The organism is Rhodococcus gannanensis, from assembly GCF_042681175.1.
Lineage (GTDB): Bacteria > Actinomycetota > Actinomycetes > Mycobacteriales > Mycobacteriaceae > Rhodococcus_G > Rhodococcus_G gannanensis.
The window spans coordinates 119,027-135,750 of record NZ_JBHUFB010000009.1 but is presented as its reverse complement, the minus strand read 5'-3'; the positions used below and the strand labels follow the sequence as shown (position 1 = coordinate 135,750).

Annotated in this window: 15 protein-coding genes; 7 read left to right on the top strand and 8 right to left on the bottom strand. The window is 69.3% G+C overall.

The window, feature by feature from the left end; genetic code table 11:
* Position 1 precedes the first annotated feature (1 nt).
* A complete protein-coding gene (gene rfbA / locus ACFSJG_RS07415) occupies positions 2 to 877 on the bottom strand; it encodes a glucose-1-phosphate thymidylyltransferase RfbA (RefSeq protein WP_378484560.1) in 876 nt (291 codons plus the stop codon).
* A 77-nt stretch (positions 878 to 954) separates the two neighbouring features.
* Between rfbA and ACFSJG_RS07410 the strand changes: the two genes are divergently transcribed.
* A complete protein-coding gene (locus tag ACFSJG_RS07410; RefSeq protein WP_378484559.1) occupies positions 955 to 1,605 on the top strand; it encodes a DedA family protein in 651 nt (216 codons plus the stop codon).
* On the opposite strand, the gene ACFSJG_RS07405 is transcribed toward ACFSJG_RS07410, so the two are convergent.
* Entirely contained in the window at positions 1,606 to 3,186 is a 1,581-nt protein-coding gene (locus ACFSJG_RS07405) for an MFS transporter (protein ID WP_378484558.1), read from the bottom strand.
* 75 nt (positions 3,187 to 3,261) lie between these two features.
* Here ACFSJG_RS07405 and rfbB point away from each other — a divergent pair, with 75 nt between their 5' ends.
* The 3 genes from rfbB to ACFSJG_RS07390 all read left to right on the top strand — a co-directional run bounded on the left by rfbB (position 3,262) and on the right by ACFSJG_RS07390 (position 6,135).
* Complete coding sequence (rfbB, locus tag ACFSJG_RS07400; protein ID WP_378484557.1) at positions 3,262 to 4,263, top strand: dTDP-glucose 4,6-dehydratase; 1,002 nt, start codon at positions 3,262 to 3,264, stop codon at positions 4,261 to 4,263.
* A gap of 165 nt (positions 4,264 to 4,428) precedes the next feature.
* Positions 4,429 to 5,364: a pentapeptide repeat-containing protein gene (locus ACFSJG_RS07395; protein ID WP_378484556.1), complete on the top strand. Its 936-nt coding sequence runs from the start codon at positions 4,429 to 4,431 to the stop codon at positions 5,362 to 5,364.
* A gap of 129 nt (positions 5,365 to 5,493) precedes the next feature.
* Entirely contained in the window at positions 5,494 to 6,135 is a 642-nt protein-coding gene (locus ACFSJG_RS07390; RefSeq protein WP_378484555.1) for a hypothetical protein, read from the top strand.
* Between the two features lie 224 nt (positions 6,136 to 6,359).
* Here ACFSJG_RS07390 and lppU read toward each other — a convergent pair whose 3' ends face one another.
* The gene (gene lppU / locus ACFSJG_RS07385) at positions 6,360 to 6,965 is read right to left on the bottom strand and encodes an LppU family putative lipoprotein (RefSeq protein ID WP_378484554.1); all 606 of its coding nucleotides are present in this window, start codon (positions 6,963 to 6,965) and stop codon (positions 6,360 to 6,362) included.
* A gap of 345 nt (positions 6,966 to 7,310) precedes the next feature.
* On the opposite strand from lppU, the gene ACFSJG_RS07380 reads away from it, so the two are divergent.
* Together ACFSJG_RS07380 and ACFSJG_RS07375 are read left to right on the top strand one after the other, a co-directional pair.
* Positions 7,311 to 9,215 carry a glycosyltransferase gene (locus ACFSJG_RS07380; protein ID WP_378484553.1) on the top strand — a complete coding sequence of 635 codons (1,905 nt, stop codon included), beginning with the start codon at positions 7,311 to 7,313 and terminating at the stop codon, positions 9,213 to 9,215.
* Positions 9,216 to 9,219: 4 nt separating this feature from the next.
* Positions 9,220 to 10,773, top strand: a complete 1,554-nt coding sequence (locus ACFSJG_RS07375; protein WP_378484552.1) for a glycosyltransferase family 39 protein — start codon at positions 9,220 to 9,222, stop codon at positions 10,771 to 10,773.
* An 18-nt stretch (positions 10,774 to 10,791) separates the two neighbouring features.
* On the opposite strand, the gene wzm is transcribed toward ACFSJG_RS07375, so the two are convergent.
* The 4 genes from wzm to ACFSJG_RS07355 form a co-directional block, all read right to left on the bottom strand.
* On the bottom strand, positions 10,792 to 11,640 hold the full coding sequence (wzm, locus tag ACFSJG_RS07370; protein ID WP_378484551.1) for a galactan export ABC transporter permease subunit Wzm/RfbD: 849 nt from the start codon (positions 11,638 to 11,640) through the stop codon (positions 10,792 to 10,794).
* A gap of 58 nt (positions 11,641 to 11,698) precedes the next feature.
* On the bottom strand, positions 11,699 to 12,583 hold the full coding sequence (gene glfT1, locus ACFSJG_RS07365) for a galactofuranosyltransferase GlfT1 (protein ID WP_378484550.1): 885 nt from the start codon (positions 12,581 to 12,583) through the stop codon (positions 11,699 to 11,701).
* Positions 12,580 to 13,407 carry a galactan export ABC transporter ATP-binding subunit Wzt/RfbE gene (gene wzt, locus ACFSJG_RS07360; protein ID WP_378484549.1) on the bottom strand — a complete coding sequence of 276 codons (828 nt, stop codon included), beginning with the start codon at positions 13,405 to 13,407 and terminating at the stop codon, positions 12,580 to 12,582. Before wzt ends, glfT1 begins: the two co-directional genes overlap by 4 nt.
* A 138-nt stretch (positions 13,408 to 13,545) precedes the next feature.
* A complete protein-coding gene (locus tag ACFSJG_RS07355) occupies positions 13,546 to 14,139 on the bottom strand; it encodes a bacterial proteasome activator family protein (protein WP_378484548.1) in 594 nt (197 codons plus the stop codon).
* A gap of 142 nt (positions 14,140 to 14,281) precedes the next feature.
* Between ACFSJG_RS07355 and ACFSJG_RS07350 the strand changes: the two genes are divergently transcribed.
* Positions 14,282 to 15,481 carry a cysteine desulfurase-like protein gene (locus tag ACFSJG_RS07350; protein ID WP_378484547.1) on the top strand — a complete coding sequence of 400 codons (1,200 nt, stop codon included), beginning with the start codon at positions 14,282 to 14,284 and terminating at the stop codon, positions 15,479 to 15,481.
* A 198-nt stretch (positions 15,482 to 15,679) separates the two neighbouring features.
* Here ACFSJG_RS07350 and ACFSJG_RS07345 read toward each other — a convergent pair whose 3' ends face one another.
* Entirely contained in the window at positions 15,680 to 16,660 is a 981-nt protein-coding gene (locus ACFSJG_RS07345; protein WP_378484546.1) for an NAD(P)H-quinone oxidoreductase, read from the bottom strand.
* Between the last annotated feature and the right edge of the window lie 64 nt (positions 16,661 to 16,724).

Here is a 16,724-nt window from a genome sequence, read left to right as displayed (position 1 = left end):
GTCACCAGTCCTTTCCGCGGTCGAGCAGGCCCAGCAGGTAGTCGCCGTAACCGGACTTCACCAGGCCCTCCGCCCGCAGCCGCAGGGCGTCGTCGTCGATGAATCCGCGCCGCCACGCAACCTCCTCGGGCACCCCGATCTTCAGTCCCTGCCGCTGCTCGATGGTGCGCACGTAGTTCGACGCGTCCAGCAGGGAGTCGAAGGTGCCGGTGTCGAGCCAGGCGGTGCCGCGGGGGAGTACCTCCACCTGCAGGCGCCCGGCCTCCAGGTACGCGAGGTTGACGTCGGTGATCTCGTACTCGCCGCGCGCCGACGGTCGCAGGTCGCGGGCGATGGCGACGACGTCGTTGTCGTAGAAGTACAGGCCCGGAACGGCGAACTGCGACTTCGGGTTCGCCGGCTTCTCCTCCAAGGACACCGCGCGCCCGTCGTTGTCGAACTCGATGACGCCGTACGCCGACGGGTCGGACACCTGGTACGCGAACACTGCTCCGCCGTCGATGGATTCGAAGCGGCTCAGCCGGCTGCCGATCCCGGGTCCGTAGAAGATGTTGTCGCCCAGCACGAGTGCGACGGTGTCCCCGCCGATGTGGTCGGCGCCGATCACGAACGCCTGGGCGAGGCCGTCCGGCTTCTCCTGTGTCGCGTAGGTGATGGAGACGCCGAACCGGGAACCGTCACCGAGCAGCCGGGTGAACTGTCCGGCGTCCTCGGGTGTGGTGACGACGAGGATGTCGCGGATCCCGGCGAGGATCAGGGTGGACAGCGGGTAGTAGATCATCGGTTTGTCATAGACGGGGACGAGTTGCTTGCTCACCCCGATGGTGATCGGGTGCAGCCGCGACCCCGTGCCGCCGGCCAGAATGATTCCGCGCATGGGGTGCAGTGTTCCACGACCCGCTCACCCACTCGGTCCTGTCCTGAATGTCCGATTGGTCGGAAAGTCCCGGTACGATGGCTGCGGTGACCTCCTCACTCGCAGCCGACACGACCTCCGGTGGGCTCTTCGACACCGTCGCCGACTGGGCAGTGGACCTGATGGACGCCATCGGCGGACCGGGTGCCGGAATCGCGATCGGGATCGAGAACCTGTTCCCGCCGATCCCCAGCGAGGTGATCCTCCCGCTCGCCGGATTCGCCGCCGCCCGCGGCTCGATGTCCCTGGTCGAGGCCGTCGTGTGGACGACGCTCGGCTCACTGGTCGGTGCACTCGTCCTCTACGGCATCAGCCGCGCGATCGGCATGGACCGGCTGTCCCGGATCGTCGACCGCATGCCGATCGTCAGCGTGGAGGACCTGCAGAAAGGTGAGCAGTGGTTCCAGCGCCACGGCACCAAGGCCGTGTTCCTGGGCCGCATGGTGCCCCTCGTCCGCAGCGCGATCTCGGTACCGGCGGGCGTCGCCCGCATGCCGATCTGGGTGTTCGTGCTCTACACCACGCTCGGCAGCCTGATCTGGAACTCGATCTTCATCCTGGCCGGGTATTTCCTCGGCGAGAACTGGTCCGTGGTGGAGAACTACGCGGGCGTCCTGCAGTACGTCGTGATCGGTGTCCTGGTGGGGCTGGCCGGCTGGTACACGGTGAAGAAGGTCGCGGCCCGATAGTCACCCGATGTCGCTGCTCCTGCGAGGCCAGACGAACGCGACCGTCGCGGCGGCGACGATCGACACGACGCCCGTGACCAGCGCCGCCTGCGCGACCCCGTACGAGAAGGCGTCGACGGTCGCCGCCGTCACCTCGTCCCGTAACGGCTCCGGCAGCGACGAGACCGCATCGGTGTAGGACGCCGAGTTCACCAGCGACTGTTGCACCGTGGCGACGTCGTCGGGGGAGAGGCCCGCCTGCGTCGCCGCATGCCCGCTGTCGTGGGTGGTGAATCCCCTCGCGAGCGCCGTCAGCACGGCGATACCGAGGGCCCCGCCGACCATGCTCGACATCTTGAACACTCCCGCAGCGGTCCCCGCGAGCTGCTCCGGAACGTCGCCGACCGCGGTGTTCGACACCGGGGTCGAGAGCATGCCCAACCCCACGCCGACCACGACCAGCCCGAGCGCGAGCAGCCACAGCCCCGAACCGGCCCGCATCGGCGCGAAGGCGAACAGACCGAGTCCGAGGACGATCAGGCCCAGCAGCACCGGTACCCGGCCGCCGCGGGCGGCGTCGAGACGCCCACCGATCGGGATGAACGCGAAGATGCCGATGGTCGCCGGCAGCATCAACATGCCTGCCTCGACGGCGCTGTATCCGCGGGCGTTCTGCAGCCACAGCACCAGCAGGTAGGTCAGGCCCGCGTAGGCGAGGTTCATCACCAGGTTTGCCGTCAGCGCACCGTCGTAGGGGCGCAGACGGAACAGGGAGAGGTCGACCAGGGGATCGGACACCGCGCGCTCGATCCACACCCAGGCGGCGGCGAGCACCACCGCCGCGCCGAGCGGGACGATCACCAGCGGTGACGACCAACCGGCGTCCGGGCCCTCGGTCAGTGCGAACAGCAGGGCGAACACCGCGAGGCCGATGGTTGCGAGCCCGAGCCAGTCCACCTTCCGCGACGCGGCAGCATCGGACGACTCCGGCGTCAGCGCTTGGATGACGGTGTACACGCCGAGTCCCAGCGGAATGTTGATCCAGAACAGCCAGGGCCAGCCGACCGTGTCGGTGATGACGCCGCCGATCGCCGGAGCCACCGCCTGCCCGCCCCACGCGACGGCCTGCCACACGCCGAAGGCCGTCAGCAGCGCCCTGCCGGAGAACTGCGGAGGGATCAGCGCGAGCGTCGCCGGAAGGATCAGCGCGGCACCGATTCCCATCAGCGCACGCCCGAGGATCAGCATCTCGACGTTGCCCGCGAGTGCGGCGAGGACGGAGAACCCCGAGAACAGCGCGACGCCCAGCAGCAGCATGCGGCGTCGGCCGAACACGTCCCCGAACTTGCCCGCCGCGATCACCAGCGACCCCGCGACCAGGCTGAACGCATTGTTCGCCCAGGCGAGCGCCGAGAGGTCGGCGTGGAAGTCGTCCGCGATCGTCGGGACGGCGACGCCCAGGTCCGCGAAGGCCAGCCACACCAGTCCCGCCGCCCCGCAGATCGCCGCGAGCGACACCCACCGCCGCGGAGAACCGCCGGCTGACCGGGGATCGGGCTCGGATGTCGACTCGGGACGCACGGTGCCACTGTTGTCAGACATGCAGCCCTCCGCTCCGTGGAGTGATGACGCAGTGTGTCCAAGGTATCGGAGCAGAGGTCGGTACTGTTCGACTTCATGAGGCTGCTTGTCACGGGCGGTGCCGGGTTCATCGGCGCCAACTTCGTCCACCGGACCGTCGCGGAACGACCCGACGTGCAGGTGACCGTCCTCGACGCCCTCACCTACGCGGGCAATCGTGCGTCGCTCGCCGCCGCCCTGGACCGGATCCGGTTCGTCCACGGCAACATCACCGACCCGGACCTCGTCGACGGCCTCGTCCGCGATACCGACGCCGTCGTGCACTTCGCCGCCGAATCCCACAACGACAACTCGCTCGACGACCCGTGGCCGTTCGTGCACACCAACGTCGTCGGCACCTACACGCTGCTCGACGCGGTCCGCAGACACGACGTCCGATACCACCACATCTCCACCGACGAGGTGTACGGCGACCTCGAACTCGACGACCCGGCCCGGTTCACCGAGGACACCGCGTACAACCCGTCCAGCCCGTACTCCTCCACGAAGGCGTCCAGCGACCTGCTCGTGCGGGCCTGGGTGCGGTCGTTCGGGGTCCGCGCCACGATCTCCAACTGCTCCAACAACTACGGCCCCTACCAGCACGTGGAGAAGTTCATCCCACGGCAGATCACCAACCTCCTCGACGGCGGCAGGCCCAAGCTGTACGGCGAGGGCCGCAACGTCCGCGACTGGATCCACGTCGACGACCACAATCGCGCCGTGTGGGACGTCCTCGAGCGGGGCCGGATCGGGCAGACGTACCTGATCGGTGCCGACGGCGAACAGGACAACCGCTCGGTGATCGCGGCACTGCTGGACATCTTCGGGCGCGCACCCGACGAGTTCGACCACGTCCCCGACCGTCCCGGTCACGACCTGCGCTACGCCATCGACTCGACACTGTTGCGCACCGAACTCGGCTGGCAACCCCGCTACCGGGACTTCCGCGCCGGCCTCGAGGCGACCGTCGAGTGGTACCGCGCCAACGAGGCGTGGTGGCGCCCGCGCAAGGCGGCGACGGAGGCGGCATACGCCCGCACCGAACAATCCGGCTGACCTCCGCCGATCGTTCGGTCCCGGGACGGTGCACGCCGTCTCACCGTCCGCTACGCTGCACCCGCGGGTGACGTAATCGTCCCTGTGGCACAGTGTTCAACGTCGACACGGTGTTCCGCTTACCGCATCGACCGGTGGCCGCTGGGCCCTGGGAAGGATGTCACCATGGCCGGGTCCCATCGCGCGCCCACACGCTGGACGACCGCTCGTCGCGGTGCCGCACTCCACACCGTCGCCGTCGCGGCGACCCTCGGCACCGTCGGCTCCTCCGCCATGGCACACGCAACCCCGGCCGACGACGCGATCTGCTCGGAGTTCGACGGGGAGACGGTCCTCGCTCCCTGCGACATCAGCGACGATGGCACCTCCTCGGCATCGGGCTCCGGCGCCGCGTCGACGGCCACCGAGAGCGCCGCGACGGCCGCCGATTCCTACCGCGGTTACGTCGGCCTCGGCAGCGTCGGCGACGCCCTCAACGCGGGAGCCCTCGGCTCGACGAACGTCGGTTCCTCGAACCTCGGCTCCTCCAACACGGGGTCGTACAACACCGGCTCGTACAACGACGGCTGGGGCAACACGGGCTCCGCGAACTCGGGTGTCGGGAACGCGGGCTGGTTCAACGACGGCTGGGGAAACAACGGCTCCTCCAACTCGGGTTCCGCGAACGCCGGCTTCGGCAACGACGGCATCGCCAACACCGGTTCCTCCAACAGCGGCGTCGGGAACACCGGCTGGTTCAACGACGGCTGGGGCAACACCGGTTCCGCGAACTCCGGGTCCGTGAACACCGGCACCGGCAACGTGGGCTGGGCCAACACCGGCTCGGCGAACGGCGGGTTCGCCAACACCGGTGACAGCAACCTCGGCTGGGCCAACACGGGTTCCGCGAACGGCGGTTCCTCCAACACCGGCGGTCTGAACCTGGGCGGGTCGAACAGCGGCTGGTTCAACATCGGCTACGGCAACACCGGCTGGTTCAACGTCGGCTCCTCCGAGACCGGCGTCGGAAACTTCGGCTCCCTCGACCTCGGGTACGGCTCGAACGACGGCGGAGCGTCCGAGGAGCTCCCCGACATCGCCAAGCAGCAACTCGCCGAGTAACCACGCACCTCGACGGCGCATCTTTCGTCGGCCCGACGGCGATTCGCCGCGCGCACCCACACCCGTGGCGGTACCGTCACGTCCGCAGGACCGGATTTCACTGAGAGTTCGCTCGAGAGGGAGCACTCCATGAAGACGTTCACGCGGATCACCGGCCGGACGGCCGCAGTCGGGGCGACGCTCGCCGCGCTCGTCGTCTCGGGTGCCGGGCTCGCCCAGGCCGACACCGGATCCGGCGACACGGGCTCGCTGCGACCCGCCGCCGCCGTCCACGCCTGCGCTCCCGTCGGACTCTCCGACGTCGCGGTCTTCGCGCAGGTCGCCGCTCCGGGAACGGTGCTGCCGTGCCGGCAGATCGCGTCGGCCCTCGGGATCGGATCATCGGATCTCACCGCGACCGGGTCGTCGGGTGGTTCCGGTCCGGGCGGCTCGTCCACCACCGCCAGCGCCGTCGGATCCAACAACGTCGGCGAGAACAACACCGGCTCCTACAACGTCGGACCCGAAAACACCGGATCTCACAACATCGGTTCCTCGAACACCGGGTCCGGGAACGTGGGGTCCGCGAACACGGGGTCCGGCAATGTCGGCTCCGCCAACACCGGGTCCGGGAACGTGGGGTCCGCGAACACCGGCTCCACCAACGTCGGCTCCGCCAACACCGGCTCGTCCAACACCGGCTTCGGCAACTTCGGATCCCTCGTCGAGGGGTCCGTGCTCACCGGTTTCGGTTCCGTCGCCGTCGGCTCGCTCGGCATCAACTGGAACTGACCCGCCCGCGGCACCTCGGCGCCCACCGCCGTCGATGGCTGAACGTGGCGTTCATGCGGTTGAAGGAGATGAACGGGCCGTTCAGCCAAGGCGCGGGTGGAGGTGTTGACTCCTCGGCTCACCCGATCGCGCCTGCCGTCGATGGCTGAACGTGGCGTTCATGCGGTTGAAGGAGATGAACGGGCCGTTCAGCCCAAGGCGCGGGTGGAGGTGACCGTCGCCCGCTACAGCGGACGCACCTCTTCCGTGCACACGACGAATTCGCGCTCCCTGTAGACGAACCCACCCTCCGAGCACCGCTCGACGTCGGTGGCGCCGTCGATCAGTTCGACGGCACGCTGCACGCCGGGGACATGGGTGTCGGCGCAGTCCACCCGCTGGGGTTCGTCGTCACCACCGTCAGGCACGCTCATGCACCCGCCGATCACCCAGTCGATGTCGAGGCACAGGGCACCGAGTTCCGTGCCCAGCGCGCTCTCCTCGTAGTAGACCTGGTCGACGTCCGACGGGCACTGTGCGTTCGTCTCGGCCTTGGCGATCACCCGGTAGTTGGAATCGGCACTGCCGCAGGACGCCTCGGAGATCGTCGCGGCGTCCATCGTGCCGCCGAGCCGGACGCACTCACCGATCTCGACGTCGATGTCCACCTCGCCGCCACCGTCGGAACCGACCTGACCGGCTGCCGTGGTCGCCGCGCTCGTCACGGGATCGCTCGCAGCGGTCGCCGTGCCGTCGACCGTGGAGCTGCAGCCGACGGCGAATACCGCCGCAGCCACCACCGCGCCCAGCTCGATACGCCGTCGGACGTGTGCCCACCCTCGCTTGCCCACAGGTTCATCCCTCGAATTCGCGCGCGCGGGGAGCCCGTCGCGGCTCTCGGCTTTGCAGTCGCGGGTGCCATTGTCGCCGATGCGAGGAATCGGCGGGGCACCGGCCCGAATCGGCGCCCGTGCCGTGCACCGCGCAGGCAGCGAGCGGGCGCCGTCGCCGCGACCGTCCTCGGCTGTGGGGCTGAACGTGGCCTTCGTGCGGACGAGCGATGGGAAGGCCGCCTTCCACCGACGACGGGGGCGACGCCGGGGCCACGGAGAACGCGCCCGGCGTCGTCCAGTTGGTACTGTTCACCGCGAACGGCCAGGCACAAGTGGCCAGAACACACGGTTGGGGCGTACTCGATGGAACAGGCATCTACGGTGGGAGATGCGACAGTGGCACACGATCTCGACGCTCTGAAGGACGGGCTTTCCGAGCCTGCTCCCCGCGACCGGTTGGTCGCTCAGCGCGGACTGTTCGCGGCACCGTCGCCGCGGGTGCCCCAGAAGATGTACGTCGAGACCAAGGGCGGTGCGGTCGCTTCCCGTGACGAACTCGTCCTGCGTCAGGGCGCCCACGCGAGCACCAACACCTACTTCGGCCGGTTCGCCGCCAGCTTCTGGCAGCGCTGGACCGCGGTCACGGCGGTCCGCCTCGAACTGACCTACGCCACCGCCGGCTCCGCGGCGTTCGCGCTGCGAGCCTCCGACGCGAAGGGCCGCAAGCGGCTCGTCGTCCGCCAGGAGGTCACCGGCTCGGGCACGCTGGTCCTCGACGGCAAGCTCGACCGGTTCGTCGACGGCGGCGCCATGTGGTTCGACATCGACGCGACCGCAGGTGACGTCACTGTCACCGACGTGCGCTGGACCGTCGACGCCCCCGACCACCTGCGTCCTGCCGCCGTCGTCATCTGCACGTTCAACCGTGCCGACGACTGTGCGGTCACCGTCGGCACGCTCGCCGCGGACGCAGGCGCGATGGCAGACATCGACGCGGTGTGCATCGTCGACCAGGGCACCGACCAGGTGAAGTCACGGCCCGCGTTCGCGGACATCGAGGAATCGCTCGGCGGCAAGCTGATCTACCTGACCCAGCCGAATCTCGGTGGCGCAGGCGGCTTCTCCCGCGGCATGCACGAGATCACCTCGGCGCCCGGGTCCGCGCACGCGAACGTCATCCTCATGGACGACGACATCCTCTGCGAGCCGGAAACGGTGCTCCGGATGAACGCGTTCGCGAACATGACGCTCAAGCCGGCCATCGTCGGCGCGCAGATGCTGTCCCTCAGCAACCCGCAGATCCTGCACGTCAGCGCGGAGCGAGAGGTGCTCGACGAGATCAAGGCGGGCGCCCTCACCCCCGGCGCGATGATGGGTGTCGACCTGGGCAAGAAGAACCAGGAACGACGCTTCGACGCCGGCTGGAACGGCTGGTGGACCTGTCTGCTCCCCGCCGAGGTCATCGCCGATTGTGGGCTGCCGCTGCCGCTGTTCTTCCAGTGGGACGACATCGAGTACGGCATCCGCGCGCGATTCGCCGGGCACCCGACCGTCACCCTGCCCAACGCCGGGGTGTGGCACGCGGACTTCCATCTCAAGGACTACGACGACTGGGCCCGCTACTTCAGCATTCGCAATGGTCTGATCGTGTCCTCGATCTATGGCCGCTTCGACGGCACGACCATCGCCAAGTACCTGTTCCGCAAGATCAGCGAGCTGATCGTGTCCATGCAGTACGGGCTGGCCGCGACGTTCATCAAGGCCGCCGAGGACTTCCTCGCCGGGCCGGACTTCCTCGACGACGGCGGCCAGTCGGTGCTCGGCGAGATCCGCGAGCTGCGGGCCCGCTACCCCGAGACCGTCGCGCGGCCCGCCGTCGAGGTCGGCGCAGAGGCCGACCCGCACACCCAGATGGACGTGTGGAAGTTCGAGCCCGACGAGAGCCGCGAGGGCCTGGTGCTCGCCAAGCGCGCAGTCCAGCAGTTCCTGGGCAAGGTCGACGGACGCCCCGTCACCATCCCTGCGCACTACGCGAGCTGGTGGCACGTGTCGCTGTTCTCCCAGGCCACGGTCACCGACGCATCCCAGAACGCGGTCCGGGTGCGCCGGCGCGACAAGCAGACCGCACTCGACCTGACCCGACAGGCGGCGAAGGTGTGCTGGCGGCTCCGCAAGGAGGCCCCACAGATGAAGGCCACCTACACCGAGGCCTTGCCTCGGATCACCAGCCGGGAGAACTGGACGCGCCTCTACGGCACCGGGGCCTGACTGGGTGCACCGGACCGTTGACACCGCGACGGTGCCGCCGAGACGGCACCCGTCGCGGGCGGCCCGGACGGTGTTGCCGCTCGGCGCGGGTGTTCTCGCGACCCTGATCGCGCTCGCGGGGGCCTGGATCCCGTCGTTCTGGTGGGACGAGGCGGCGACGATCAGCGCAGCCGACCGCACACTCCCGGAGCTGGGTGAGCTGCTCGGGAAGATCGACGCCGTTCACGGCGCCTATTACGCGCTGATGCACTACTGGTTCGACCTCGTCGGCATCAGCGAACTGACCGCGCGGCTGCCCAGCGCTGTCGCGATCGGAGTCGCCGCGGCCGCCCTCGTCCAACTGGCACGCATCCTTGCCGGCACCCGCTTCGCGCTGGTCGCCGGTGCGGTGTTCATGATCCTGCCGCGGACCACCTGGGCGGGCACGGAGGCCCGCTCGTACGCGATGGTCGCTGCGGCCGCCGCCGTCACCGGCCTGGTGCTCGTCGTCGCGCTCCGATCCACGCGGCGCCTCTGGTGGCTGCTGTACGCGCTGCTGATGGCGCTCTCGACGGTCCTGTTCCTCTACAGCGCGGTCCTCGTCGCCGCGCACGCGGTGACCGTCGCCGTCACCCCCGCACGGCGACGCTGGTGGTTCCTGGTCGCCGCAGCCGGTGCCGGGCTCCTCGCCGCGCCGTTCGCCGTCCTCGCCGTCTCGCAGTCCCGTCAGGTCGGATGGGTGCCGCCGCTGGACTCGACGGTCGTACGGACGATTCTCGTCGAGCAGTGGTTCCCCGGGGCCGTGCCGTTCGCGCTGTGTTGTCTGGTGCTCGTCGTCGCGGGTGCGATCGCGTCGGCGTGGCGTGGTGACGCCACCACGGTCGCGGTGTCGGCCGTCGCGGTGCCGTGGCTGCTGGTGCCGATCGCTGCGTTCCTCGGCTACTCGGCGTTCGCGAGCAACATCTACATCGGTCGGTACCTGATCTTCACCACCCCGGCCGTGGCGTTGCTCGTCGCGCTCGCCGTCGTGCTGCTGCTGCGCTCCCGCGTCGCGGTCGTCGTCGCAGTGCTCGCGCTCGCTGCGGCGGCGCTGCCCGCCTACGTCGCGCAGCGGCAGCCGTGGGGGAAACCGGGCGGCATGGACTACAGCACCGTCGCCGACGACGTGGCCGCACGCGCCGCGCCCGGCGACTGTGTCACGTTCCAGCCGTCGGTGTCGTGGCAGCCGACGTCACTGCGCTCGGTGGAGCAGGCCCGTCCCGATGCATTCGCCGACCTCGTCGACATCGGATTCGGCGAATCCGCGGTCGATCTCGTCAGCCTCTGGGATTCCGACGCGACGCCCGACCAGGTGGCCGCGCGCGCCCGAGACTGCGACGTCGTGTGGGTGGTCACGGACGGTGAGCGCGACGACGCGAGCGAGTATCTGCACCCGGCCAACGTGCGGTGGCAGTTCGCACCGTTCCACTTCGTCGACTCGGACCTGTACCGGGCCCTCGCCGCGGACGGGTTCGTCGTCAGCGACCGCATGCCCGCCAACCACAGCCAGCTCGTCCGGCTGCAACAGACCGCGAGGTGACGGTACCGCCGTCGTGACTCAGACCCAGTAGGAGACGCGGGAGCGGTAGTTGCGCATCGCGACCAGGGCAACGGCCCAGCCGACCACGGTCACCGCAAGGACGATCACCCAGTGGTATAGCTGCTGGTCCTCGCCGAGCAGCGGCGCCCGCATGATGTCGAGGAAGTGGTACAGCGGGTTGATCTCGGCGATCTTGGCGCGGTCGGCGTTGCCGGTGCCCTCGAGCGTCTTCTCGGTCCAGATGATCGGCGTCATGAAGAACAACAACTGCACGATGCTGCCGAGGAGCGGCGCGATGTCGCGGTACCGGGTGGAGAGGATGCCGAACAGCAGCGACACCCAGACCGCGTTGATCGCGATGAGGAACAACGCCGGGATCGCGGCGATCGCCGTCCAGCTGATCGGCTGCGGGAAGATCGCGAAGATGACGACGTAGATGACGATGTTGTGCGCGAACAGGATCATCTGCCGCCAGACCAGGCGGTAAACGTGCACACTCAGCGGCGTCGGCAGCTGTTTGATCAGGCCCTCGTTGGACATGAACACGTCCGCACCCTCGAGGATGGACCCGCTGATCAGGTTCCAGATGATGAAGCCGAGGGTGACGTACGGCAGGAACGAGGCGATGTCCATGTCGAACAACGTGCCGTAGAGGAGCCCCATCGCGACCGCGGAGACGCCGGTGGCGATGGTGATCCAGAAGGGGCCGAGGACGGACCGCTTGTACCGCTGCTTGATGTCCTGCCAGCCCAGGTGCAGCCACAGCTCGCGGTGACCGAACCCTTCCCGCAGGTCCTGGAACGCTCGTCGGAAGGTCCGGGAGTCGGGAGCCGACGTCGTCGAGGGTTCGGTGGGTGGCGCAGACACAGGGGACGACACTACCCGCCCGTTTTCCGTGGTCGCCGGACCGTCGTCGACGGTGACGTCACTGCCGCTCAAAGCGTTCCTCTCGGCCGAGTTTGCGAAGACGTACCCATTCCCGCAGGCCGGCGAGGTCGCGGCGGGTGATCAGGAAGTACCAGCCGAAGCGCAGCCACTCCTGCGGCAGCAGCCGCCGCATGCCCGGCTGCGAGAGCAGGTAGCCGCGGTTGCGGTAGGTGAAGAACCGCTTCGTGTCGTTGTCCGGGTACTGCGTGTGCATGCGGCCACCGAGGATCGGCTTGAACTCGTCGGTGCCGCACGGATGCAGATAGGCGGTAGTCAGACAGGTACCGAACGGCAGCCCGGACCGGACCAGCCGGCGGTGCACCTCCACCTCGTCACCGCGCACGAACAGTCGCAGGTCCGGCACCCCGACCGCGTCGACGGCCGCCGCGGAGAACAGGGCACCGTTGAACAGTGACGCGATGCCGGGCAGCAGGTCGCCGTCGCCCAGCTCGGACCGGCTCCGGCGCCACTCCAGGCCGCGGCGCAGCGGAAACGCCAGCTTCTCGGGTTCGTCGATGTTGCACACGACCGGGGACACCTCGGCCAGAGCGTTGCGTTCGGCGCATGCCAGGAGCGTCGCCAGCACGTCGGGGCCCTCGGGCCGGCCGTCGTCGTCGGCGAGCCACAACCAGTCGGCGCCCAGCGCCAGTGCGTGCAGCATCCCGAGCGCGAAACCGCCAGCGCCGCCCAGATTGTGCTTCGAACCGATGTAGGTGGTCGGGATGTCCGCGGACTCGACCAGCTCGTGCACCGCGCTCTCGTCGGCGTTGTCGACGACGATCAGGTGGTCCAGCGGTCGGGTCTGGGCGGTGAGGACCTTCAGTGACTCGGCGAGCAGTTCGCGTCGCCGATGGGTGACGACGACGCCGACGATCGTGGTCACGCGGTGCCGTTCGCGGACGCCGCGGACTTCTCGCGCTCGAGCTCCTGGATGACGTGCGCGACGTGGTCACCTGCCTCGTCACCCTCGTAGGCGCGCACGACATCCTCGATGCCGCCGCTCATGCGGATCTGGCCGTGGTCGATCCACATGGCCCGGTCGCACAGCTGCGCGAGGAACTCGTTGGAATGGGACGCGAACACGAGGATGCCGGACCGCTCGACCAACGCCTGCAGTCGGGTGCGGGCCTTCTTCATGAAATCCGCGTCGACCGCGCCGATGCCCTCGTCGAGCAGCAGGATCTCGGGGTCGATGCTGGTCACGACGCCGAGCGCGACGCGAACCCGCATACCGGTCGAGTAGGTGCGCAACGGCATGTTCAGGTACTCGCCCAGCTCGGTGAAGTCGGCGATCTCGTCGACCTTCGCCAGCATCTGCTTGCGGGTCATGCCCATGAACATGCCGCGGATGATGATGTTCTCGTAGCCGGAGATCTCCGGGTCCATGCCGACGCCCAGGTCGAAAACGGGCGCGACGCGGCCCCGGACACGGGCGCTGCCCCGCGTCGGCTCGTAGATCCCCGACAGCAGGCGAAGCAGGGTGGACTTGCCGGCACCGTTGTGACCGACGAGGCCGACCCGGTCACCCTGCTTGAGGGACAGGGTGATGTCCTTGAGCGCCTCGACGACCACGACGTCGGAATCGTTCCGGCCGATCGCGCCGCCGGCCTTGCCGAGGAACGCCTTCTTCAACGAACGCGTCTTCGCGTCGAAGATCGGGAAGTCGACGTATGCGTTGGTGGTCTCGATGCTCACGTGGTCAGTCATGGGCGCCTTTCAAGCGACGTCAGCCGGCCTTCATCGAGCTGACGGCGGCTGGCACGGTGGTCCACCCTACCCGTGGCACCTGCGCGCCCTGTGCGCGCTTCTGGTGGTCCAGGCCACCAGAAGCGCGCACAGGGGCCTCTACAGGTACTGACCGGTTCCGGGTGGCTGCTGGCCCTGCTGGTGGACCGCCGCGCCGAGCCCGGGCGGCAACGCGCCCTGCCGCATCTGCTCCAACTGGGCGCGGGCCGCCATCTGCTGTGCGAACAACGCCGTCTGGATGCCGTGGAACAGACCCTCCAGCCAGCCGACGAGCTGCGCCTGCGCGATCCGTAGTTCCGCGTCCGACGGGACGCTGTCGTCGGTGAACGGCAACGCGAGGCGTTCGAGCTCGTCCCGCAGCTCGGGAGCGAGGCCCTGTTCGAGTTCCTTGATCGACGACTTGTGGATCTCCTTGAGCCGGGTCCGGCTCGCGTCGTCGAGCGGCGCCGCCCGCACCTCCTCGAGGAGCTGCTTGATCATGGTGCCGATCCGCATCACCTTCGCGGGCTGTTCGACCATGTCCGCGAGGGTCTCCTCCCGCTCCTCGGCGGGCTCACCCGCGTCCTCGGGGGCGCCGGCACCGTTGCCCGACGGCTGCGCGGACGTGTCCTGAGCGGAGTCGGGCGACCCCGACGCCACGGGCTGACCGTCGGGTCCGATCACGACGACGTGCTCATTCTCCGGATGCGTCATGCCTCCATCTTGTCGGTATCGGCCGTGAATCGCTAAAGGGCCGATCGGGGTTCGGCGTCGCGCCTGCTCAGATCCACTGTCGTGGTGCGGAATCCGCCATCCCGATCGCATCGCCTCGAAAACAGGTCTTAGGCTGTCGGTCATGGCTTACGACGTCGCCCGGGTACGGGGACTGATCCCGACCCTGGGAGACGGATGGATCCATCTCGACCCCCAGGCCGGAATGCTGCACCCGGATTCCGTGTCGACCGCGGTGTCGAAGGGGTTCCGCGGATCCGGATCCTCGCACGTTGGCAGGCACATCAGCGCGCGGCGCGCCGCCGCGACCCTGGACGCCGCCCGTGAGGCGGTCGCCGATCTCGTCGGAGGCGACCCGGCGGGCGTCGTGCTCGGACCGGACCGCGCAACGCTGCTCGCGTGGCTCGCCGAGGCGCTCAGTTCCCGTCTCGGGCTCGGCACCGGCGTCGTGCTGTCGCGGCTCGACGAGGAGGCCAACGTCGCTCCCTGGTTGCGCGTCGCGAACCGCTACGGCGCGCAGGTGCGCTGGGCCGAGGTCGAGATCGACACCTGTGACCTGCCGAGCTGGCAGTTCGCGGAACTGATCGGCCCGACGACCCGCCTGGTCGCCCTCACTGCCGCGTCCCCGATCGTCGGGTCCGCACCCGACGTCCGCGTCGCGTCCGACCGGATCCACGAGATGGGCGGGCTGATGGTGTGCGACGCCATTGCCGCCGCCCCGTACGCGCACGTCGACATCCACGAGCTCGGCGCCGACGTCCTCGCCGTCAGCGGCCCCAGCTGGGGTGGCCCCCAGATCGGGGCGCTGGTGTTCCGCGACCCGGGTCTGATCGACCGGATCCCGTCGATCTCGCTGAACCCGCACGCACACGGCCCCGAACGGCTCGAGATGGGCGGTCACCAGTACGCCCTGCTCGCCGGCCTGACTGCGTCCATCGACTACCTCGCCAACCTCGACGAATCCGCGACCGGGTCCCGCCGGGAGCGGCTGGAGACGTCGATCAGTTCGCTGCAGGACTACCACGACCGCCTGTTCGAGCGGCTCCTCGCGTCGCTGCGACGGTTGCCGCAGGTGACGCTGATCGGCACGTCGCACAGCCGCGTCCCCGCGATCAGCTTCACCGTCTCCGGCGTCAGCGCGGAGAAGGCGGCCGAGCACTTCGCGGAGCGCCGCATCGGCACCGTCGTCGGCGGGCGGGGCAGTCGACTGCTCGACTCGCTCGGCGTCAACGAGGAGGGCGGCGCGATCACCGTCGGCCTCGCGCCGTACACGACACGCAACGAGATCGACCAGCTCGTCCGCGCGGTCGCAGCCCTCGGCTGACCCCGCCGCACCGCCCCCGGCCGCACCCGCCCATCGCCGCACGGCCCCCGGCCGCTGTCCCCGTCGTTGGCTGAACGTGGCGTTCATCTCGATCACACGCCTGAACGCCACGTTCAGCCATGAATGGGGGTGACCGGGACGGATCGGCTGAAAGTCACGTTCATCTCGACCAGCCGCATGAAGGGGCCGTTCAGCCGGTCAGGCGACGGTGAGGACCACCTTGCCGACGGTGTCCGCCGAGTCGAGCAGCTCGTGGCCCCGCGCCGCCTCAGTGATCGGGAGCTCTGTGTGCACCACGGGCCGGACGGTGCCGTCCGCCACCAGCGGCCACAGGCGCCGCGTCACCTCCGACACGATCTCCGCCTTGCTGGAGCGCCCGGCCTCGGGACGTCCGCGCAGGCCCGTGGCGAACACCCGGCCCCGCTTGGCGATCAGCTTCCCGAGGTTGAGCTCGCCGACCGCGCCGCCCTGCATGCCGATCACGCACAGCTGTCCGTCGGGGGCGAGGGCGTCGACGTTCCGGCCCAGGTACTTCGCGCCCATGTTGTCGAGGATCAGATCGGCGCCGCCCGCGTCGCGGACCGCGGTGACGAAGTCGTCCTCGTGGTAGTTGACGGTGATGCTTGCGCCGAGGTCGCGGCAGGCGGCGAGCTTGTGCTCGGAGCCGGCGGTCACCGCGACGGTGGCGCCGAGCGCGACGGCGACCTGGATGGCGTGGGTGCCGATGCCGCCACCACCGCCGTGCACCAGCACCAGCTGCCCGCTGCGCATGCCGCCGATCATCACCAGGTTCGACCACACCGTGCAGGCGACCTCGGGAAGCGCCGCCGCGGCGACCAGGTCGAGTCCGTCGGGGATCGGCAGCAGCTGGTTGGCGGTGACGACGACCTTCTCCGCGTAGCCGCCGCCGGCGAGGAGCGCGCAGACCCGGTCGCCGACCTGCCGGTCCCGCACCCCGTCCCCGACCGCCGCGATCGTGCCGGAGCACTCGAGGCCGAGGATGTCGCTGGCGCCGGGCGGTGGTGGGTAGAGGCCCCGGCGCTGCAGGACGTCGGCGCGATTGACGGCGGTGGCCGCGACGTCGATCAGGACCTGACCGGGTCCGGGCTCGGGGTCGGGAACCTCGCTCCAGGTGAGGACTTCGGGTCCGCCGGGCGCCGTCACGGTGATCGCATGCATGGGGTCGACGCTATCGGGTTCCGGCGCGGCTCGGGATCCACCCGTGTCCGGCGCGCGCAGCGGC